This is a genomic window from Streptosporangium sp. H13245 (genome assembly GCF_055690525.1).
Genome location: NZ_JBSZKT010000012.1, coordinates 79,212 through 98,969 on the forward strand (window position 1 = coordinate 79,212; position 19,758 = coordinate 98,969).

At 71.9% G+C, this 19,758-nt stretch carries 19 protein-coding genes; 9 read left to right on the forward strand and 10 right to left on the reverse strand.

From position 1 onward, the window contains the following. Positions 1 to 18: 18 nt before the first annotated feature. Positions 19 to 816 (forward strand): hypothetical protein, encoded by a 798-nt coding sequence (locus ACW9TB_RS20120; RefSeq protein ID WP_472749552.1) that lies wholly within the window; start codon positions 19 to 21, stop codon positions 814 to 816. 392 nt (positions 817 to 1,208) lie between these two features. Here ACW9TB_RS20120 and ACW9TB_RS20125 read toward each other — a convergent pair whose 3' ends face one another. The 4 genes from ACW9TB_RS20125 to ACW9TB_RS20140 form a co-directional block, all read right to left on the reverse strand. Beyond that, positions 1,209 to 1,409 (reverse strand): hypothetical protein, encoded by a 201-nt coding sequence (locus ACW9TB_RS20125; protein ID WP_472749553.1) that lies wholly within the window; start codon positions 1,407 to 1,409, stop codon positions 1,209 to 1,211. A 156-nt stretch (positions 1,410 to 1,565) separates the two neighbouring features. Further along, positions 1,566 to 3,200: a hypothetical protein gene (locus tag ACW9TB_RS20130; RefSeq protein WP_472749554.1), complete on the reverse strand. Its 1,635-nt coding sequence runs from the start codon at positions 3,198 to 3,200 to the stop codon at positions 1,566 to 1,568. Beyond that, positions 3,200 to 4,342: an FAD-dependent monooxygenase gene (locus tag ACW9TB_RS20135; protein ID WP_472749555.1), complete on the reverse strand. Its 1,143-nt coding sequence runs from the start codon at positions 4,340 to 4,342 to the stop codon at positions 3,200 to 3,202. The genes ACW9TB_RS20130 and ACW9TB_RS20135 overlap by 1 nt, the downstream gene beginning before the upstream one ends. Positions 4,343 to 4,576: 234 nt before the next feature. Next, on the reverse strand, positions 4,577 to 5,353 hold the full coding sequence (locus ACW9TB_RS20140; protein ID WP_472749556.1) for an alpha/beta fold hydrolase: 777 nt from the start codon (positions 5,351 to 5,353) through the stop codon (positions 4,577 to 4,579). 57 nt (positions 5,354 to 5,410) lie between these two features. Here ACW9TB_RS20140 and ACW9TB_RS20145 point away from each other — a divergent pair, with 57 nt between their 5' ends. The 5 genes from ACW9TB_RS20145 to pcaG all read left to right on the forward strand — a co-directional run bounded on the left by ACW9TB_RS20145 (position 5,411) and on the right by pcaG (position 9,550). Continuing rightward, positions 5,411 to 5,884: a MarR family winged helix-turn-helix transcriptional regulator gene (locus ACW9TB_RS20145; RefSeq protein ID WP_472749557.1), complete on the forward strand. Its 474-nt coding sequence runs from the start codon at positions 5,411 to 5,413 to the stop codon at positions 5,882 to 5,884. 569 nt (positions 5,885 to 6,453) lie between these two features. Beyond that, on the forward strand, positions 6,454 to 7,305 hold the full coding sequence (locus ACW9TB_RS20150) for a CoA transferase subunit A (protein ID WP_472749558.1): 852 nt from the start codon (positions 6,454 to 6,456) through the stop codon (positions 7,303 to 7,305). Further along, complete coding sequence (locus ACW9TB_RS20155) at positions 7,302 to 7,931, forward strand: CoA transferase subunit B (protein WP_472749559.1); 630 nt, start codon at positions 7,302 to 7,304, stop codon at positions 7,929 to 7,931. Before ACW9TB_RS20150 ends, ACW9TB_RS20155 begins: the two co-directional genes overlap by 4 nt. Positions 7,932 to 8,267: 336 nt before the next feature. Continuing rightward, positions 8,268 to 9,029, forward strand: coding sequence for a protocatechuate 3,4-dioxygenase subunit beta (gene pcaH, locus ACW9TB_RS20160; RefSeq protein WP_472749560.1), 762 nt, complete (start codon positions 8,268 to 8,270; stop codon positions 9,027 to 9,029). After that, positions 9,026 to 9,550 (forward strand): protocatechuate 3,4-dioxygenase subunit alpha, encoded by a 525-nt coding sequence (gene pcaG, locus ACW9TB_RS20165; protein ID WP_472749561.1) that lies wholly within the window; start codon positions 9,026 to 9,028, stop codon positions 9,548 to 9,550. Before pcaH ends, pcaG begins: the two co-directional genes overlap by 4 nt. Positions 9,551 to 9,597: 47 nt before the next feature. Here pcaG and ACW9TB_RS20170 read toward each other — a convergent pair whose 3' ends face one another. Then, positions 9,598 to 10,086: a GNAT family N-acetyltransferase gene (locus tag ACW9TB_RS20170; protein WP_472749562.1), complete on the reverse strand. Its 489-nt coding sequence runs from the start codon at positions 10,084 to 10,086 to the stop codon at positions 9,598 to 9,600. A gap of 79 nt (positions 10,087 to 10,165) precedes the next feature. Continuing rightward, positions 10,166 to 10,801, reverse strand: coding sequence for a TetR/AcrR family transcriptional regulator (locus tag ACW9TB_RS20175; protein WP_472749563.1), 636 nt, complete (start codon positions 10,799 to 10,801; stop codon positions 10,166 to 10,168). A gap of 252 nt (positions 10,802 to 11,053) precedes the next feature. On the opposite strand from ACW9TB_RS20175, the gene ACW9TB_RS20180 reads away from it, so the two are divergent. After that, positions 11,054 to 12,265, forward strand: a complete 1,212-nt coding sequence (locus ACW9TB_RS20180; protein ID WP_472749564.1) for a cytochrome P450 — start codon at positions 11,054 to 11,056, stop codon at positions 12,263 to 12,265. Between the two features lie 40 nt (positions 12,266 to 12,305). After that, positions 12,306 to 12,506, forward strand: coding sequence for a ferredoxin (locus ACW9TB_RS20185; RefSeq protein WP_472749565.1), 201 nt, complete (start codon positions 12,306 to 12,308; stop codon positions 12,504 to 12,506). Between the two features lie 25 nt (positions 12,507 to 12,531). On the opposite strand, the gene ACW9TB_RS20190 is transcribed toward ACW9TB_RS20185, so the two are convergent. Together ACW9TB_RS20190 and ACW9TB_RS20195 are read right to left on the reverse strand one after the other, a co-directional pair. Further along, the gene (locus ACW9TB_RS20190; protein WP_472749566.1) at positions 12,532 to 14,628 is read right to left on the reverse strand and encodes a sensor histidine kinase; all 2,097 of its coding nucleotides are present in this window, start codon (positions 14,626 to 14,628) and stop codon (positions 12,532 to 12,534) included. Between the two features lie 74 nt (positions 14,629 to 14,702). Next, a complete protein-coding gene (locus tag ACW9TB_RS20195; protein ID WP_472749567.1) occupies positions 14,703 to 15,710 on the reverse strand; it encodes a GlxA family transcriptional regulator in 1,008 nt (335 codons plus the stop codon). Between the two features lie 118 nt (positions 15,711 to 15,828). On the opposite strand from ACW9TB_RS20195, the gene ACW9TB_RS20200 reads away from it, so the two are divergent. After that, positions 15,829 to 16,794, forward strand: coding sequence for an NADP-dependent oxidoreductase (locus tag ACW9TB_RS20200; protein WP_472749568.1), 966 nt, complete (start codon positions 15,829 to 15,831; stop codon positions 16,792 to 16,794). 162 nt (positions 16,795 to 16,956) lie between these two features. Here ACW9TB_RS20200 and ACW9TB_RS20205 read toward each other — a convergent pair whose 3' ends face one another. Both ACW9TB_RS20205 and argH read right to left on the reverse strand, forming a co-directional pair. Then, positions 16,957 to 18,135: an argininosuccinate synthase gene (locus ACW9TB_RS20205; RefSeq protein ID WP_472749569.1), complete on the reverse strand. Its 1,179-nt coding sequence runs from the start codon at positions 18,133 to 18,135 to the stop codon at positions 16,957 to 16,959. Further along, on the reverse strand, positions 18,132 to 19,679 hold the full coding sequence (gene argH, locus ACW9TB_RS20210) for an argininosuccinate lyase (protein WP_472749570.1): 1,548 nt from the start codon (positions 19,677 to 19,679) through the stop codon (positions 18,132 to 18,134). The genes ACW9TB_RS20205 and argH overlap by 4 nt, the downstream gene beginning before the upstream one ends. Between the last annotated feature and the right edge of the window lie 79 nt (positions 19,680 to 19,758).

Consider the following 19,758-nt stretch of genomic DNA (forward strand, 5'->3'; position numbering starts at 1 on the left):
CGCGAGGAACGGAGAGCTATGGCGGTGGAGCGCATCCACTGGGACGACCTTCCGGGCCAAACCAGGACTGCCGTTGAGAAACACGCCGGTGCGGTGTGGTCGTCGCGAACAGTGTCCGAAGGGCTCAACTCCGCGATTGCGGCGCTGTTGGATACGGCCTCGGGGAAGGTGTTCATCAAAGGGCTACACCGGGACTACCCGCGTCGGTGGACCCAAGAGATGGAGGCGGTGATCAACCCCTACGTCTGCGGGCTGTCTCCTCGCCTGCTGTGGCGGGTTGACGGTGAGTGGGACGTTCTTGGGTTCGAAGCCATTGATGGCCGTCACGCTGATTTTTTGCCTGGATCGCCGGATCTTCCCCGTCTTGTGGACACCATGACGGCGCTTGGCGAGCTTGTCTGCCCTGATGTGCCGGTGAAGCTAGCTGAGCATCGGTGGCGGACCTACGTCGCCGATCCTGGAGAGGTGGAGTGGTTCAAAGGCGATCGGCTGCTGCACACCGACTACAACCCTCTCAACGTATTGATGGCAGGTGGGAAAGCCCTGCTCATTGACTGGGCGTGGCCCACGAGAGGTGCGGGATGGATCGATCCGGCGTGTCTCATCCTGCGTCTGATGGCGAGTGGTCATACCGCGGAGGAAGCGGAACGGGTCGTGGAAGAAACCCCTGCGTGGTGCGAAGCGCCGGAGGACGGGGTGGAAGTCTTCGCACGGGCGAATGTGCGGCTGTGGGGCGAGATCGCGAACAACGACGCGGCGCCCTGGGTCAAGCGGATGGCCCGTGCCGCCCATGAGTGGCTGGCATACCGCAGCTAACCGTGAAGCGGAACATGTTCCGCTTCACACTGGTCACGTGGTCTGGTTTCAACCCGTCGGGACTCCTCACCGCGCATGGCCGTTCGCACCTGGCCGGAGGTCCCTACGCAAAGAGGCGTGGAGACTCCCGGTTTCAGTCGTTTCACCCGCGCTGTTGCCTCGTCCATCTCGGGGAAGCGGCCCGGAAGAAAGGAAGAGCGTCGCCCAGGATCGTTGAGGGCGTCGCGGTTGCCGCTGTTACCTACGTCATCGTGAGACTCGATGGACCTGGTCCGTGCACCGATCGATCAACCCGTCCCCGACTCGGTGGTTCCAGTCGATGACCTCGCCGGGGTTGATGCCGGGTGCGAGCCAATGGCCGGTCTTCGTGGTCACTTCCTCATCGAGAACGATCAAAAAGTCGTCCTGAAACGATCGGTTACACGGGGCGTCCCGAGGACGATGAGCCGGTGGCGGAGTAGTGCCTCGCCCCACCAGCGCTCGACGTCGCCGGGTGACCAGCCGCGTTCGGTGGTGAGCGTGGTGTAGGTGTCGATGTCGCACATGGCCGCGTAGACGTCGACGGCGGACCGCACGACCGGGGGGTGCTGCACGACGCGCTGTTCACCCTCAACGGCGCCTTCCTGGCACTCGTCCTCCTCGGCCTGTCCGTCGCCGGACTGCGCGCCGGTCTCATCCGGCCCTGGCAGGCCCTCTGGGGCTGGCGTCGGCCGCGCTGCTGTTCGGCTCGGCCACCCTCACGCCGCTGGTCATCGACCACGCCGGTCCCCTCGGGCTCGTCGGCTGGCTGATGTGGGTCGTCTGGATCGTCGCGTACGGCGTCGCCCTGATCCGTCTGAAGCCGACCCCGTGACGCCGCCATCAGGCTGGCGTGCGCACAGGTAGGGGCGGGCCAGGAGCAGGGCGGCCGTGGTCAGGCAGGTCCCGAAGTAGACGGGGGCGAGGTGCCAGAAGTCGGTGTAGCCGACCGTCCAGTGCACCAGTACGGGGGGCACGAACCCCGCCAGCGCGGCCGACGCCAGCGACCACCAGACCCATGCCTCACCGCGGCGCCATCCCCAGGCGCCCAGCAGCGTGATGGCGACGGCGGCGGCCGTCAATGCACCGCCGAACCCCGCCCGGTCGTGCGCGACGAACGGCAGCAGCCGAGGACCGGCGGCGGCGTGCAGGTCGCCGGGCGCGGTGTGCAGGAAGACCAGGTCGCTGGGGACGAACACGTGGGTGAGCCCCACGACGGACACGACCGCCCCGCCGGTGAACAGCCCCACCCCCGTGACGATCAGCAGGAGCTGGCCCAGCAGCGCCCTCATCCGCTCGGGTTCCGGCCCCTCCGCCATCGAGGTCCACCGCGGACGGGTGGGGGCCCGGCGGACGGCGAGGACGAACATCGGGACGAGCGCGACCGTGACCGCGGCGTGCAGCGGCTCCACGAATCCGAACCCCAGGAAGTGGAGCAGGGTGGAGAACGCGATGACCCCCGAGGCCAGGAGGGCGTTCCTGGCCCACGGCCACCCGCGCCGGATCCCACCGGCGGCCAGCCCGGTGTAGAGGACCCCGGCCGCCACCATCGTGCCGGCCATGGTGATCCTGTCGTGCCGCAGGAAGCCCACCAGGTTGTGGTTGACGTCGTGCAGCTGCCGGAGGTCCAGGCCGAGGAGGTCCCGGTCGTACCAGAGCAGGACCGGGCCGAGGGCGATGGCGGCCGCGCCCAGGCCCGCGCAGATCATCCCGATGCCCACCCACATGCCCCACCACCAGGCGGGCCAGCACCGGGGATCGCGACCCACCTCCCACGGACCCGGCGCCGGGTCCGTGGGCGTGGCCGCCTCGGCCACCCGCTGGAACCAGCCGGGCCCCGCCTCCACCAGGACCGCAGGGGTCGCCAGCACGGCCCCGGTGTCGTCCCGCAGCGCCGCCAGCGCGTCGGCGACGGCCGGAGTGGTCATCCGGGTCACGTGCGCGTCGTCGGTCAGCACCGCGTCGACGTACGGAGTGAGCGCCGCCGCCGTCTCGGGGTCGCTCGTCCGCGCGAACACCGGGCATTCGCGACCGGCGGCCGCCTCACGCACCAGGCCGACGTCGGCCCGGCCGACCGGCGCCACCACGACCAAACCGGCTCCCTGGGTCGGCAGCGCGCGGACGGCGTCGCGTGCCGCCGACGGCGGCACCACCGCGCCCAGCCGTGTCGTCACGCCGACCCCGGCGACGGTCCCGGACAGCACGGCCGGAGGCGCCCGGTGACCGAACGCGCCCGCTATCACCCCGCGCCCGCCGGGCAGCGAGGTCAGGGTCGCCAACGCCCGCAGAGCGGCCCGTTGTGACCGTCGCGGACCGAGCAGGGCGCCCGCGAGGCCGCGCAGCGGGTGATACGTCCAGTCGGGCATCAGGGTTTCCAGCCGAGGATCGGTGTCATGGACCGCAGGGTCGCCGAACCCGGCGTCAGCCTGGCGGCGAGGTCACGGGCCGTGGCGGCCGGTGGCCACGACCACTGCCCGACGGCTCCCAGGCGGGCGGACCGGCGTACCACGTCCTGGGTTCTGGACCTGCGCCGCAGGTCGTAGTCGGCCAGGCCCGAGGCGATGTCCGGCGCCCGGTCGAGGCAGGAGGCCAGCACGACGGCGTCCTCCAGGGCCTGGCAGGCGCCCTGCCCCAGGTTGGGCGTCATCGCGTGGGCCGCGTCACCGAGCAGGGCCACCCGGCCGCTGACGTAGCCGGGCAGCGACGGCAGGTCGTAGATGTCGTGCCGCAGCACGCCGGTCTCGGGAACCGCGTCCAGCAGGGTGGGGATCGGTTCGGCCCAGGTCCCGAACCGGCGGCGCAGCTCGGCCCACTCGCCGTCCGGACCGGCGCCCCCGGCGGGCACCGTGGCGGTGGCGAAGCAGTAGACCCGGCCGCCGGGCATCGAGGTGTACCCGAACCGCTCGCCCCTGCCCCAGTTCGCGGCACCGTCGGTGAGCGGGGCGGGCAGCGGCTCGGTGATCATGCGCCAGGCGGTGTATCCGGCGTACCGGGGCGGTCTCGCGGTGGGCCACCCGAGGGAGCGCACCGTGCTGCGCAGGCCGTCGGCGCCGACCAGCACGTCGGCGCGGAGGTGCCCGCCGTCGTGTTCGGCCACCACCGCGTCGCCGTCGTCATGGATCCCGGTGACCGTGGTCGCCGGTCGCAGTGTCTCTCCCGGCAGCGCCTCGACGAGGGTCCGTACCAGGTCGGCGCGGTGTGCCACGACCAGCGGCATCCCGAAGCGCCGTTCGAGCTCGGCGTTGTCGGTCCGCGCCAGCCAGCGGCCCGCCCGGTCGCGCACGCCGCCACCGGCCTCGACCGCGCCCAGCTCCCTGACCCGGTCGCCCAGCCCCAGCGCGGCCAGGGCCCGCAGCGCGTTGGGCCACAGGGACAGACCGGCGCCGATCTCGGTGAACTCCGGGGCCCGCTCGCAGACCTCGACCCGCCAGCCCCGGCGGCTCAGCGCGACCGCCGCCGCCAGCCCGCCGATCCCGCCGCCGACGATCACCGCGGTACGTTCCGCCATCACGGCCCGGCCGTACGGTACGGGTGGGATCCGGTGGACGACGGTCCGTTTCGGCTCGTACGGGGGGTCGCCCGTCGTGTTCCGGCTCCGGGAACGGTGGTGGTCATGCTCCCATCGTGCCCAAGGGGCGGTGAGACCGCCGAGGCGGGGGCGGCGCGACGATCACCGGTCGCCCGCCCCCGCCTGCCCCCGCCCCCGCTTTTTGGCTCGGCCCCGGTGGTCGTACGGGAGATCTCACAGGGTGCGCAGGAAGTCCGCGAGGATCTTGTTGAAGACGTCGGGGCGTTCCATGCCGGGGTAGTGGGCGGCACCGTCGACGGAGGCCGCGCGGCCGTCGGCGACGGTGCCGATGAGGCGTTCGGCCATGCCGATGTGGTCGGGGGAGTCGATCGTGCCGTGGACGGCCAGCACGGGGACACTGATCGTGGCGGCGCGGGCCCAGGTGTCGCGTATCGGGACGAGCAGGTCGGGTTCGTCGCGGGTGTGTTTGCCCATGGTGTGCGTGGTCATGTGGCGCAGGCGGCGTACGACGCCGGGGTCGATGTCGTCGAGCGTCCGGTGCGGGCCCGCCGCGAGCAGCAGGAACGCCTCGACCGAGGACTCCAGGTCACCGGCGGCCATCGCGGTGGTCCAGGTGGCGAGGGTCCGGGTGGTCCAGGGGTCGGTGAAGTACGGCTCGCTGGTCCCGGCGCCGCTGACGACCAGGGCGCTGACCAGGTCGGGGTGCTCCAGGGCGGTGTCCACCGCCATGGAGGCTCCCATGGACACGCCGACGAGGATCGCGGGGCCGGTGCCGAGGTGGCGGAGCAGCGCGGCGAGGTCGTCGGTGTGGCGGAACGGCTCGGTGGCGTTGGGGGACCGGCCGTGGCCTCGGGCGTCGGGGGTGATGACGCGGTAGTGCGGGGCGAGGGCGGGGAGCTGCTCGTCCCACATGCCGTGGTCGAGGAAGCCGCCGTGCAGCAGGACAAGGGGTCGGCCGGAGCCGGTTTCGCGCCAGAACAGGTCACTCATGACACCTAAGGTGTCATTTTTTCGGCAAAATGACAACTAAGGTGTCATGATGGCTGGGTGAACGAGACAGAGCGGGATCTGGCGCCGGGTGAGCTGGCCGACCGGTTGGCCGAGGTGTTCGACTTGGTCGGGCCGCTGTACCGGCGGGCCCAGCGCAAGGTGGAGCAGGACGTGCCGGGCGAGGGGCTGTCGGTCGGTGTCCGGGCCGTGCTGAACATGCTCCGCAAACACGGGCCGATGACCGTCCCGAGGATGGGCAGGACCCAGGCGCTGAGCCGCCAGTTCGTGCAACGGATGGTCAACGAGGCGGCTGCCCGTCAGCTCGTCGAGTCCGTCCCGAATCCGGCGCACCGGAGATCCTCTCTCATCCGGCTGACCGGCGAGGGCGAGGCCGTCATCGACGCGGTGATCGCCCGCGAGCGCGCGATGCTCGGCCACGTCGGCGACGACCTGACCGCCGCCGACGTCACCGGCTGCGTCCGCGTCCTCTCACGCCTCCTCCGGCTCCTCGACGACGTCGAGATGGACTGACGGGCGAACGTGCCGGAGGTTCTCGGAGCGGCGGTTCCTCATCGAGGAGTGTGCTCACGAGCACGGGTTGCGACCCCCACGGGGGCGATGAGGCGAGTACCACAACGGTGGAATCTGGCGGTTCATGTCGCGACCCCTCATAGGGGCGATGAGAATCCCAGGGTGGAGCCGCAGCTCGACGTGTCCTCGATTCCGGGGGAATCGCGGTGAGTCTCCGGCTGTGCAGAATACCCCGGTGGTTCGCGGCAAGTCCATGATCGTGGTGAGTGGGGACGGCACCTGCTCGGCACGTTCACCGGCCGCACGGAAACCCCGGTACGTTCGCCGGTCACACGAAGACATGGCACCCTCGCGCGGCCGGGGTGCGCCTCGACGCCGGGTTCTTGCGGGCGGTCACCCGGCCCGTGTTCCAGGGGGTCGGCCGCTTCCGTTCATTCCATCAATTCAGTCGACGAGGGCGTTTTGACAGGACAGTCACCGATACACATACTCGAACGCACATTAGTGAACTAAAGTTCGTAGAGCGAACACGTGGCCGACCATCACCGACCATCGCCGAACGGAGCGTCGTGCGCAGAGACAAGGTGATCGCCACCGCCGCGGAGGCGCTGGCGGACGTGCGCGACGGCGCCTCGTTCGCGGTGGGCGGGTTCGGCCTGAGCGGCATCCCGAACGTGCTGATCCAGGCCCTGTACGACACGGGCGTGCGCGGCATCGGCGTGGTGTCGAACAACTGCGGCGTGGACGGCGGCGGCCTGGGCGTCCTGCTGGCGGCCGGAAGGATCGGCCGGGTGACGGCCTCCTACATCGGTGACAACAGGGAGTTCGCCCGGCAGTACCTGAGCGGGGAGCTGGAGGTGGAGCTGACCCCGCAGGGCAGCCTGGCCGAGCGGCTGCGCGCGGGCGGCTGCGGCATCCCCGCCTTCTACACCCCGGCCGGGGTCGGCACGCCGGTCGCCGACGGCGGGCTGCCGCTGCGGCACGGCCGGGACGGTTCGGTGGTGCTCGCCTCGCCACCCAAGGAGGTACGCGAGTTCGACGGCCGGGCCTACGTGCTGGAGCACGGCATCACCACCGACTTCGCGCTGGTACGGGCGGCGAAGGGTGACCGGTACGGCAACCTCGTGTTCGGCAAGGCCGCCAGGAACTTCAACCCGCTGGCCGCGATGGCCGGGCGGATCACGGTCGCCGAGGTCGAGGAGCTGACCGAGCTCGACCCCGACGAGGTCCACCTGCCCGGCGTGTTCGTCCAGCGCGTGGTGCGGCTCACCCCGGAGCAGGCCGCCGACAAGGCCGTCGAACGGCGTACCACCTCCCGGACGGAGACCGGGGGCGGCGAGCCGCAAGCCCCCGTATCCCGAGGGGAAGCCGGGGGCGGCGAGTCGCAGGCCCTCGCGTCCCGAGGGGGGACCACCCCGTGAGCTGGAGCCGTGACCGGATGGTCGCGCGCGCGGCGGCCGAGCTGCGCGACGGCGACTACGTCAACCTCGGCATCGGCCTGCCCACCCGCATCCCCTCCTTCCTGCCGGCGGAGGTGGACGTGATCCTGCACTCGGAGAACGGCATCCTCGGCGTCGGTCCCTACCCGGAGCCGGACGCCGTCGACCCCGACCTGGTCAACGCGGGCAAGGAGACCGTGACCGTGCTCCCCGGCGCGTCGTTCTTCGACTCCTCGCTGTCGTTCGGCATGATCCGCGGCGGTCACATCGACGTGGCGGTGCTGGGCGCGATGCAGGTCTCGGCCCGCGGCGACCTGGCCAACTGGATGGTCCCCGGCAGGCTCGTCAAGGGAATGGGCGGCGCGATGGACCTGGTCCACGGCGCCCGCAGGGTCATCGTGATCATGGAGCACACCGCCAAGGACGGCTCGCCGAAGATCGTCGAGAAGTGCTCGCTGCCCCTCACGGGGAAGGCGTGCGTCCACCGGATCATCACCGACCTCGGCGTCCTCGACGTCACGGGGGAGGGGCTGGTGCTGGTGGAGACCGCGCCCGGGGTGAGCCCGGCGGAACTGCGCGACCGTACGGACGCGGAGGTGAGAGGGTGAGGATCGTTCCCCGTCCGTACGGACGGGGGGCTCTTCACCCATACGAAATCCACAGGACCCACGAAATCCACAGAATCCACAGAATCCGCGGGATCCACAGGGTCCACGGGATCCACAGAATCCGCGGGCTCCACAAAAATCCGTGGAATCCGTGGAATCCGTACGGACGCGGGAGGACTCCTCACGTCCGTACGGACGCGGAGGCGAGGGTGTTCGCGGACGCCGTGCGCGCCCCTCGGCCGCCGGGGTCCCGACGACCCGGCCGCCCACGTCATCAAGGTCCCGGCGTCCGGCTCAGGCCGGGGCCCGGCCGTCGTTCCCCGAAGGCAGGAGTTCATGCCAACACCTCCCACGCAAGCCGACATCGACCTCGAGATCGCGGCGCTCCGCGGGCCCGGGACCGGCGGCGAAGGCCCGGAGACGCACCACCCGTCCCGTGACTACGGCCCCTACCGCAGCACCGCGCTCCGCCATCCCCGCCAGCCGCTGATCGCGCTCAAGGACCCGGACGCGGCCGAGCTCGCCGGGCCGGTCTTCGGCGTCACCGACGTCACCGCGCTCGACGCCGACCTGACCAGGCAGCACCTCGGCGAGCCGCTGGGCGAGCGCGTCACCGTGCACGGCCGCGTCCTCGACAGGAACGGGCGCCCGGTGCGCGGCCAGCTCGTGGAGATATGGCAGGCCAACGCCTCCGGCCGCTACCCGCACCAGCGCGACGACCATCCGGCCCCGCTCGACCCCAACTTCACCGGGGTCGGCCGCTGCCTCACCGACGGCGACGGCGGCTACGCCTTCACCACGATCAAGCCCGGCGCCTACCCGTGGCGCAACCACGTCAACGCCTGGCGTCCCGCGCACATCCACTTCTCGGTCTTCGGCACCGCCTTCGCGCAGCGCCTGGTCACCCAGATGTACTTCCCGAACGACCCGCTCTTCCCGTACGACCCCATCCTCAACTCCGTCACCGACGAGCGAGCCCGGCAGCGGCTGGTCGCCGCCTACGAGCACGACCTGTCCGTCCCCGAGTGGTCCCTCGGCTACCGGTGGGACATCGTCCTGGACGGCCCCGCCGCCACCTGGACGGAGGAGGGCCGATGAACTCCACCCCCTCGCAGACCGTCGGCCCCTTCTACGGTTACGCGCTCCCGTTCCCCGGCGGCGGTGACATCGCGACCGGCGGGATCACCGTGCACGGGTACGTCTACGACGGCGCGGGCGCCCCGGTGCCGGACGCGCTGCTGGAGTTCTGGCAGGCAGCCCCGTCCGGGGATCTCACCGGCGCGCCCGGCACGCTGCGCCGCGACCCGGTGAACGGCGCGGTCCTCGGCAGGAACGGTGTCGACTTCACCGGCTTCGGCCGGGTCCCCACCGACGCCGACGGCCGCTGGGCGCTGCGCACCCTCGTGCCCGGCAACGGCTACATCAGCGTGTGCGTGTTCGCCCGCGGCCTGCTGCACCACCTCTACACCCGTGTCTACCTCGCCCACGACGACTTCCTCGACACACTGCCCCCCGAGCGCGCGCACACGCTGCTGGCCACGCCGGAGCGCGAGGGCGTCCACCGCTTCGACATCCACCTCCAGGGCGAGAAGGAGACGATCTTCTTCGATCTCGGCTGACCTCGACTCGGCTGACCCTGGAGCCGGTCACCGTCCGGCCGACGCGATCAGAGGGACCTGTACATGATGTGCAGCCCGACGTAGCCCTCGGCCGGGTGGTGGAAGCCCTCCGGCAGGGTCGCCAGCACCTCGAAGCCGAGTGAGCGCCACAGCGCCACCGCCCGGGTGTTGGTCTCCACGACGGCGTTGAACTGCATCGCCCGGTAGCCCTCGGCGCGCGCCCAGTCCAGGACGTGCTCGCCCAGGGCCCGGCCGACACCGCGCCCGGCGTGCCCGGGATCGACCATGAAGCTCGCGCTGGAGATGTGCGAGGCGGGCCCCATGTGGTTGGGGTTCATCTTGGCCGTGCCCAGGACGGTCCCGTCGGCGTCGGTGGCGACGACCGTGCGGCCGGGAGGCTCCAGAAGCCACATCGCCCGTGCCCGCTCCTCGCTGACGTCGCGATCCCAGGTGAAGGTCTCACCGGCGGCCACGATCCGATGGAGGAAGGGCCAGATCGCGGGCCAGTCGCCGGACGTCGCGTCCCTGATCAACATGACGTTCAGCATGCTGGCCGGGGACGGTGGGCCGCAAATCGTTTTCGCGGGAGATCTTCGCGAGAGGAGGGGGCGTCGCTCAGGTGGGGGTACCGGCGTCGAGATGGTAGAGCGCGCCGAAGAGCGGCCAGGTCAGCGCGGCCATCTCGGCCGGAGGACGCGGGCATCCGCGCTGGAGCCAGTCGGCGGCCACACCGATGAGCGCCCCGGCGGCGAACGCGGCAGGGACGTTGTGCGGGGTGTCCTGCGGCGAGCCCTCGGGCTCGGGGAGAGTGTCGGCGGCGTCCTGGTGGATGCGGTCGTAGACGGCCGTGGCGATGCGGCGGCGGATGTGGTCGACGACGCGCGCGCTGCCCTGCGGCCCCAGCAGGGCGCGGTAGAGCCCGGCGTGCCCGGCGAGGCTGGCGAAGAACGCCTCCAGCGACTGGGTCGCCTCCGGCACCGGGTCCGCCGCCTCGGGACCGGGGGCGGGCAGGGAGCCGATCAGTCCGTCGATCATCGCGGTGCAGGCGACCTCGGCCAGCTCGTGGACGTCGCGGTAGTGGTCGTAGAAGGTCGAGCGGCTCACCCCGGCGCGTTCGGCGACGTCGGCGACGGTGATCCGGGGAAGGTCGTGCTCCTCGACGAGCTGGATCAGCGCGCGTGCCAGGGCCGTGTGGGTACGGCGCACGCGCCGGTCGCCCGAGGGGACGTTGCTGTTCTTGGTCGTGGCCACGCCTTTCACTTTACCGTCAAACGACACATGTAGGTTTCCCGACATGTGTAGGGTAGCGTGATGGTGCAGGACGACGGAAAGGACCGCGTCACATGCGGACACGCGCGATCCGGGCCGCCGCCGCCCCGCACCGGAGCGCCACCCGGCGAGCCCGTCCGGAAGCATCGCGATCACCGGCCCTCCGGCCGGGACGGGCGCGCGGGTGAGAAGTGGTACGGCCTGGTCAACCCATCCATTCGCAAGGAGACGCGCGTGAGTGTCAACGAGCAGGTTCTGCGCTACCCGATCCCCAACGACGCGGCGCTGGAGCCGCCCGCGGAATGGGCCGAGCTGCGCGGCCGGTGCCCGGTGGCGCACGTGACGCTGCCCAGCGGCGACCGGGCGACGCTGCTGACCCGCTACGAGGACGTCAGGAAGGTGCTCGCCGACCCGCGCTTCACCCGCCAGCTCAACGCCCCCGACGCGGCGCGGTTGTCGGTGGAGGGAGGCGGGGTGTTCAACAGCGAGATGGCGCAGATCATCCCGGATGGAGGTGACGAGCACCAGCACTGGCGGCGCCTGGTCGGCAAGTGGTTCACCGCCAAGCGGATGGCCGCCCTGCGGCCGGGGATGACCCGGATCGCCGAGCGGCTCGTCGACGACATGGTCGAGCGCGGACAGCCCGGCGACCTCAGGGCCGACCTGGGCTTCCCGCTCCCGGTCTACGTCATCTGCGACATGCTCGGCGTGCTGGCGGAGGACCGGGACCGGTTCTCGTACTGGTCGGACACCCTGCTCAACCTCACCCGCTACGGCAGGGCCGAGGTCGAGGCCGCCCAGGCGGAGTTCTTCCAGTACATGTCCGACCACGTCGCCGCCAAGCGCGCCGAGCGGGGCGAGGACCTGCTGAGCGAGCTGATCGCGGCCGGTGGCCCCGAGGACGGCGGGCTGTCGGACCTCCAGATCCTGGTCACCGGCATGGGCCTGCTGGTCGCCGGGCACGAGACCACCGCCAACATGATCGGCAAGATGGTCTCCATGCTGCTGGCCGACCGAGGCCGGTGGGAGCGGCTGCTCGCCGACCCGTCACTGATCCGTACGGCGGTGGAGGAGACGCTGCGGCTCGACGCCAACTCCGGCTTCGGCCTGCCGCGCTACCTGCGCGAGGAGACCGAGGTCAGCGGTACGACCCTGCCCCGCGGCACCACCGTGGTGTGCAGCATGGCCGCGGCCAACCGGGACGAGGGCGTCTTCGAGGCCGCCGCCGAGATGGACCTGACCCGCAGCCCGAACCCGCACCTGGCCTTCGGCGCGGGTGCCCACTCCTGCCTGGGCCAGGCACTGGCCCGCACCGAGCTGCAGGTCGTGCTCGAAGTGCTGCTGCGCAGGCTCCCGACCCTGGAGCTGGCCGTCCCGGTGGAGGAGCTGGAGCGGGTGGAGGGGCTCGCCGTCGGCGGCCTGCGTACGGTCCCGGTCCGCTGGTGACCCGGCACCGCCACCCCCGGCCGACAGAGAGGAGCCCGGTATGAGGGTCACCGTGGACGAGGACAAGTGCTGCGGTGCCGGTCAGTGCGTGCTGATCGCGCCGGAGGTGTTCGACCAGCGTGACGACGACGGCGTCGTCGTCCTGCTCGACCCCGAGCCGGACGCGGACCGGCACACCTCGGTCCGCGAGGCCGCCGCCGTCTGCCCCGCCGCCGCCATCGGGGTGAACGAGGGGTCGTGAGCGCCTTTCTCCAGCGCCCGGGGAGTCACCGCCCGCCCCGGGCGTCCGGCGGCTCCTCGATGTCCATCGCGGTGAGCAGGGCCCGCGCGGACGCGATCTCCCCGTCGAGCGGCGGCTCGCGGTAGGAGGAGGCCACCGCGCGGACGTCGGACAGGGCCTGCCGGGAGATGCCGAGGATCTCGGAGAGCTCCCGCAGGGCCCGGGGGGGATCGCGGTCCACCAGCCGGTGGGTCAGCTCGGACTTCAGCGTGATCGCGGACAGCGAGACGCCGAGCAGGTCGTTCAGGTCACCCGCGAAGCGCAGGCGTTCGCGGGTGACGGCCAGGTCGGCCAGCTCGGAGCGGGCCTCGTGCAGGTCCCGCACCATCGAGCGCAGGCGGGACAGGGCGAAGACCACCAGGCCGTGGTTGATGGTCACCAGGAAGCCGTAGGTGACGCTGATCGGGTCGCCGCCCAGCAGGAGGTGGGCGCCGCCCGTGCTCGTCATGACGACGAGGAAGAGGGGGAGGCCGAACCGGGTGGGCAGGGCGAGCAGCAGGCTGCCCGCCAGCAGGCCGGGCAGGCCGAGGTAGGGGTCACCGAACAGCGCGACCGGCAGGTAGGTGACCACGGCCTGCGCGGCCAGCAGCGCGAGGCCCAGCGGTGACCGTACGCGGGCGGCCGGGCGGCTGAAGAAGCCGAGCACCAGGCCCAGGGAGACGAGCACACAGCTCTCGGCGACGAACACGCCGCCGGGGCCCAGCCCCGCGACCGCGACGAAGAGCGTGGCGTTGACCGCGTAGCCGATGAACACCGCGGTGGCGACGGCCAGGCCCAGCCGGGGCGCCATGGCGGGACCGGGATCGTATCGGGGGCGCCCGCGCCGCGAGCCGGTGGCGGGGACGTCGTCGTCCTCGCCGTCGTCCCCGTCGCGCAGTGGGATGACGGCGTGCAGGCGGTAGGTCCCGTCCGGGCCCGAGGCCGAGGTCAGGGTGCCGCCCAGCGCCTCGACGCGGGAGGTGAGGTTGCCGATGCCGCTGCCGTGGCCGGTGGGATCGGCGGCGTCGCGGACGCCGTCGTTGACGATCTCGATGGACACGGCGCGCCCGTCGCGGGCGACGGTGAGGCCGCAGGTCCCGGCCTCGCTGTGCCGCAGCAGGTTGGTGACCCCCTCGCGCAGTACGGTGGCGAGCGCGGTACGGACCCTCGGGGGCAGATCGCCCTGTTCGCGCCGTACGGTGACGGCGATCCCGGCCGCGGCGAGGACGGAGCGGGCCGAGGCCATCTCGTCGTCGAGGGACAGGTCGCGGTAGGAGGAGGCCACGGCGCGGACGTCGGACAGGGCCTGCCGGGAGACGTCGAGGATCTCGGAGAGCTCCCGCAGGGCCCGGTCCGGCCGCGAGGGGATCAGGCGCTGGGCCAGCTCGGTCTTCAGCGTGATGGCGGACAGCGAGAAGCCGAGCAGGTCGTGCAGGTCGCGTGCGAAGCGCAGGCGCTCGCGGGCCACGGCGAGGCCCGCGAGGTCGGAGCGGACCTCGTCCAGCTCCCGCACCAGCGACAGCAGCCGGGACAGGCCGTAGACGACGAGGCCGATCACCGCGGTCAGGTTCGTGATGTAGAGGGCCTCCGGCGTCGCCCCGGTGATCCGGTACTGGAAGAGCCCGGTGGCCAGCGCGATCACGCCGAACACCGGCCAGCCCGCGATCGGGCGCAGGAGGAGCAGCGCGTCACCGGCGAGGAAGCCCTGCATGCCGGTCCAGCCCCTGCCGTAGAACGCGAGGGGCGCCAGCGTCACGACGGCCTGCGCGAGCAACGCCGCGTAGCCCCACCCGCCCCGGGTGTCCACGCGCGGATTGCTGAACAGCCCCAGCTGCAGGACCATCATCACGACCAGGCAGAACGCGGCCGGCGCGACGTGGCCGAACGTCGTGCTCGTGGCGATCACGTACTGGAAGGCGTTCACGACGAAACCGGCGAACACCACCGTGACGACGAGGAGCGCCAGCCGGGGGGCGAGCCCGGCCGCCCGGTCCCCGGAGCCGTCTTCCCGCGCAGGCCCGGAGACGACCCGCGCGGGCCCGGAGGCGAGGCGTGCCCACGCGGAGGCTACTCGCGCCCGCGCGAAGGCGAGGCGTCCTGCCACAACATGCTCCCCTGCGACGTGTGGAGGGCCGTGTCGTCGGAGCGCCATGCTACCGGTGTCCTGACGACGTCCCGTTAATTATCTCTGTCCCCTATATGGGGATAAATCCTGCCAGTTGGTTGTACGGCCTGGTGGAAGGTGCGGCGGTAGGCCGCGGGGGAGGTGCCGAGGGCGGCGCGCAGGTGCTGGCGGAGCGAGTTGGCGGTGCCGAACCCCGCCCGGTCGGCGACGTGGTCGATCGGCAGGTCGCTGGTCTCCAGCAGCCGCCGGGCCAGCTCCACGCGCTGGGCACTCAGCCACCGGCCCGGGGTCACGCCCACCTCGGCCCGGAAACGCCTGGTGAAGGTGCGTACGCTCATCCGGGCGTGTCCGGCGAGCTCCGACAGTGACAGCGGCCGGTGCAGGTGCTCGAGCGCCCAGACGCGGGTCGGGGTGGTGGTGGCCGCCGACGCCTCGGGGACGGGCCGCTCGACGTACTGGGCCTGCCCGCCTTCGCGCCACGGCGGGACGACGCAGTGGCGGGCCACCTGGTTGGCCACCGCGCTGCCGTGGTCGCGGCGTACCAGGTGCAGGCACAGGTCCACCCCCGCGGCGACCCCCGCCGAGGTGAGGACGTCGCCGTCGTCCACGAACAGCACGTCGCGGTCCACCTTGACCCGGGGAAAGGTCCGCTGGAAGTGCTCGGCGACCCTCCAGTGGGTGGTGACGGTCCGGCCGTCGAGGAGACCGGCGGCGGCCAGCACGTACGACGCCGTGCAGATCGACACGACGCGGGTGCCCGGCCGGACGAGCGCCAGGGCGTCCGCCAGCGGTCCGGGCAGGCACTCGTACTCGCGGATCGCGTCGAGCGCGCCGGAGGGCGGGATGATCAGCGTGTCGGCCGTGGCCAGCGCCGTCGCGTCGTGCCGGACGGCGATGGAGAATCCCGCGTCGCTGCCGACCGGCCGCCCGTCCAGAGTGCAGACGATCACCTCGTAGAGCGGCCCGCCGTCCGGCCGCTCGGCGCTGCCGAAGATGCGTGCGGGGATGCTCAGCTCGAACGGGATGACACCTTCGAGGGCGAGGACGACGACGCGGTGCATGGCCAGATCCTGTCACATGATGGCCATCGAGCCAGTGCCGGTCCCACCCGTCCGTCGCGCACTCTGGTGACCGGCCGCACGACAGCGTGCGGCCCCGGCGAACGGAACAGGACGATCGATGAACGACAGCACCCCCGCCGTACGGATGCGCGCGATGAGCCCCCGGTCCTGGGGCGGGCCTGAGGTCCTCGCCGAGATCGAGGTGGACCGCCCGAGCCCGGGACCGGGGGAGATCCTGGTCCGGGTGCACGCGGCCGGGGTCAACCCGACCGACTGGAAGGCCAGGGCCGCCGGAGGGCTCGGGCTCTGGGGCGAGCCGGTCATCCTCGGCTACGACGTGTCCGGGGTGGTCGAGGCCACCGGGCTCGGGGTGACGCTCTTCCGGCCGGGCGACGAGGTGTTCGGCATGCCCAGGTTCCCGCACCAGGCGGGCGCCTACGCGCAGTACGTCGCCGCCCCCGCGCGCCACTTCGCCCGCAGGCCCGCGGCCGTCGACCACGTACGGGCCGCCGCCCTGCCGCTCGCGGCGCTGACCGCGTGGCAGAGCCTGACCGAGACCGCGGACCTGCGGGCCGGGCAGCGCGTGCTGATCCACGCCGCCGCCGGTGGTGTCGGCCACCTGGCCGTGCAGATCGCCAAGGCGCGCGGCGCGTACGTGATCGGCACCGCGCGGGAGGCCAAGCACCCGTTCCTGCGCGGCCTCGGCGCGGACGAGGTGATCGACTACACCCGGGCCGACTTCGCCGGGACGGTCCGCGACGTCGACGTGGTCCTCGACACCGTCGGCGGCGACTACGGGTCGCGTTCCCTGCGGGTGCTGCGCGCGGGGGGCGTCCTCGTGTCGCTCTCCTCGCCCGCCGACGTCCCGCCCGCCGACGAGGCCGAGAGGCTCGGCGTCCGCTCCGGGTTCACGCTCGTCGAACCCGACCACGCCGGGATGCGGGCCGTCGCCGGGCTCGTGGCCGAAGGACGGCTGCGCGTCGAGATCGACACCGTCCTGCCGCTGGAGCGGGCGGCCGAGGCGCACGAGCGGGGCGAGACCGGCCGTACCACCGGCAAGATCGTGCTGACCGTCTCCCACTGAGGACCGGCTCGGCGCTCACCGGGGACCGGCGCGGGGGCAGCGCGGGTCGCGGGGTCAGCGCGAGCTGCGCGGTCAGCGTGGGTCGTGGGGTCAGCGTGGGTCATGGGGTCAGTGTGAGTCGCGGGGTCAGCGTGGGTCGCGTGGTCAGTGTGAGTCGTGGGGTCAGTGTGAGGAGCCTCTGAGCGGTAGCGACCACACGTACGCGAAACCCGCGCCCGACCGGTGGTCGAAGGTGTCTCCCGCCTCGTAGGTGGCCAGCGCGTCGCTGTAGCGGGAGTTCGGCGAGCGGCGAGCGACGACGGAGCAGGTCCCCTTGTAGAGCTCGACGGTCACCTCGCCCGTCACCCTCGGCTGCAGCGTGGCGACGAAACCGTCCAGGGCGCGGCGCAGGTCGGAGAACCAGTAGCCGTAGTAGGCGAGTTCGGCGTAGCGGTGCGCGAGACCCTGCTTGTGGTGCAGCGTCTCACGGTCGAGGACGATCGCCTCCAGTTCCTCGTGCGCGGCCATCAGCACGGTCGCCGCCGGTGCCTCGTAGATGCCGCGGGTCTTGAACCCCACGATCCGGCTCTCGACGATGTCGACGCGTCCCACCCCGTGGCGGGCGGCGGTCGCCGTCAGGCGGGACACCAGGTCGACCGGCTCCAGCTTGTCGCCGTCGAGGGAGACGGGGACCCCGGCCTCGAAACCCACCGTGACCCGCTCGGCCCGGTCGGGGGCGGTCCTGGGGTCGGCGGTGAGCTGCCAGGCGTGGCCGGGCGGAGGCCGGTCGATGTCGTCGAGCTCACCGCACTCGATGCTGGTGCCCCAGATGTTGGTGTCGATGCTGTACGGGTTCTCCTTGCTGACCGACACCTCGATGCCGTGCTCCCGCGCGTAGGCGAGCTCCGTCTCGCGGGTGGTCAGCTCCCAGTCGATGACCGGCGCCAGCACCCGCAGCCCCGGATCGAGGGCGGTCACGCTGGTGTAGAACCGCACCTGGTCGTTGCCCTTGCCGGTGGCGCCGTGCGCCACGGCGTCGGCGCCCTCGGCGCGGGCGATCTCGACCATGCGCTGGGCGATCAGCGGCCGGGAGAGCGGCGCGGCCAGCAGGTACTTGTTCTCGTAACGCGCGTGCGCCTGCAGCGCGGGCAGCGCGAAGTCCCTCAGGTACCTGTCGGTGAGCGGCTCCACGTAGACCTTCGAGGCGCCGGTGCGCAGCGCCCGTTCCCGTACGGTCTCCAGCGGCTCCAACTGGCCGATGTCCGCGCAGAACGCGATGATCTCGGCGTCGTGGCGCCGCCTGAGCCAGTGCAGGGCCACGGACGTGTCGAGGCCGCCGGAGTAGGCCAGAACGATCTTCATGACAGGTCTCCGTCGAGCGTGGGCAGGTCGGGGGCGACGCGGCCGAGGGCCCTGCCGACGTCGGCTCCGCCCGCGACGTCGCGGGCCGCGTCGAAGGCGGCCTCGTACGCGCCGTGGATCCTTCGCCGTGTCCTGTCGAGCCAGGCGGTGTGGGCGGTCACCGCCGCGCGCAGTTCGGCGCGCACGATCACGACACTCCGCGGGGAGGTGCCGCCGGGGCTGGTGTAGCCGGCCACCGCGGTCCGGGGGGCGAGGAGGCGGGCGAGCACGGGTTCGGCGACGGGATGGCCGAGCCCGGCGAGGATCTCCGCCCCGGCGGCCGTGTCCCGCAGCGTCGCGCCCCGCTTGAGGAGGGCGGAGACGAGCGCGCCGCCGACGTGGTGCGCCTCGCGGAACGCGAGCCCCCGGTCGGCGACCAGGTGGTTGGCCAGCTCCGTGGCCGTGGAGAAGTTGTCCCAGCACAGCTCCTCACCCCGGGCGGTGTCGAACCGCAGCCCCCGGGTCTGCCCGGCCACGATGCGCAGGGTCGAGAGGTAGGTGTCGATGGCGTGCCACAGGTACGGCTTGTCCTCCTGGAGGTCGCAGCTGTAGCCGAGGGTCACCCCCTTGGACATGGTGAGGAGCTGGACGAGGGTGCCCACCGTCCGCCCGGTGCGTCCCCTGGCCAGCTCGGCGACGACCGGGTTCTTCTTCTGGGGCATGATCGAGCTGCCGGTGGCGTAGGCGTCGGAGACCTCGACCAGGCTGTACTCGTGCCCGCTCCACATCACGATCTCCTCGGCCATGCGGGACAGGTTGTTGCCGCCGATCGCGAAGGCCGAGGCGCTCTCGATGAGGTGGTCGCGGGCGCTGGTGGCGTCCAGCGCGTGGCCGAGCACGCCGCCGAACCCGAGCAGCCGGGCGGTGAGCTCGCGGTCGATCGCGAAGGACGTGCCGGCCAGCGCGCAGGCGCCCAGGGGGGACTCGTCCGTCCGGTCGAACGCGCCGCGCAGCCGCCGTACGTCACGCAGGAGCATGCTCGCGTGCGCGGTCTTCCAGAAGGCGACGGAGATCGGCTGGGCGGCCTGGCCGTGGGTGTAGCCGGGCAGGATCGCGAGCAGCTCCTCCTCGGGGAAGCCGAGCAGCTCGCCGACCAGCTCCAGGTTCGCCTCGACCGCGTCGAGCTGGACCCGCCGCAGGTACATGCGGGTGTCCGTGGACACCTGGTCGTTGCGGGAGCGCGCGGTCTGCAGGTGGCCGCCGACCTCACGCCCCAGATCCTCGATGACCTTCTGCTCGATGTTGAAGTGGACGTCCTCAAGCTCGGGGCGCAGTTTCAGCTCCCCGCGTTCGCTCTGGTCCCACAGCCGCAGCAGCGAGCCGAGCAGCGCCCGCGTCACCTCGCCGGTGACGATTCCCCGGGCGCCCAGCATCAGCACGTGCGCGATGTCCTGCCACAGGTCGGCGAAGACGAGCCGTTCGTCGACGTCCACGGTGAGCGTGTAGTCGAGAACGTCCCTGGTGATGTCCTCGTCAAAGCGGCCGCCCCATAACTTGTCAGTCAATGCCCGTTCCTTTGATCGTGAAATTCCGACTAAGGGATGGCAGCCTGACCAGCGCTATTCGCTCTCGGGAGTCGGGCTG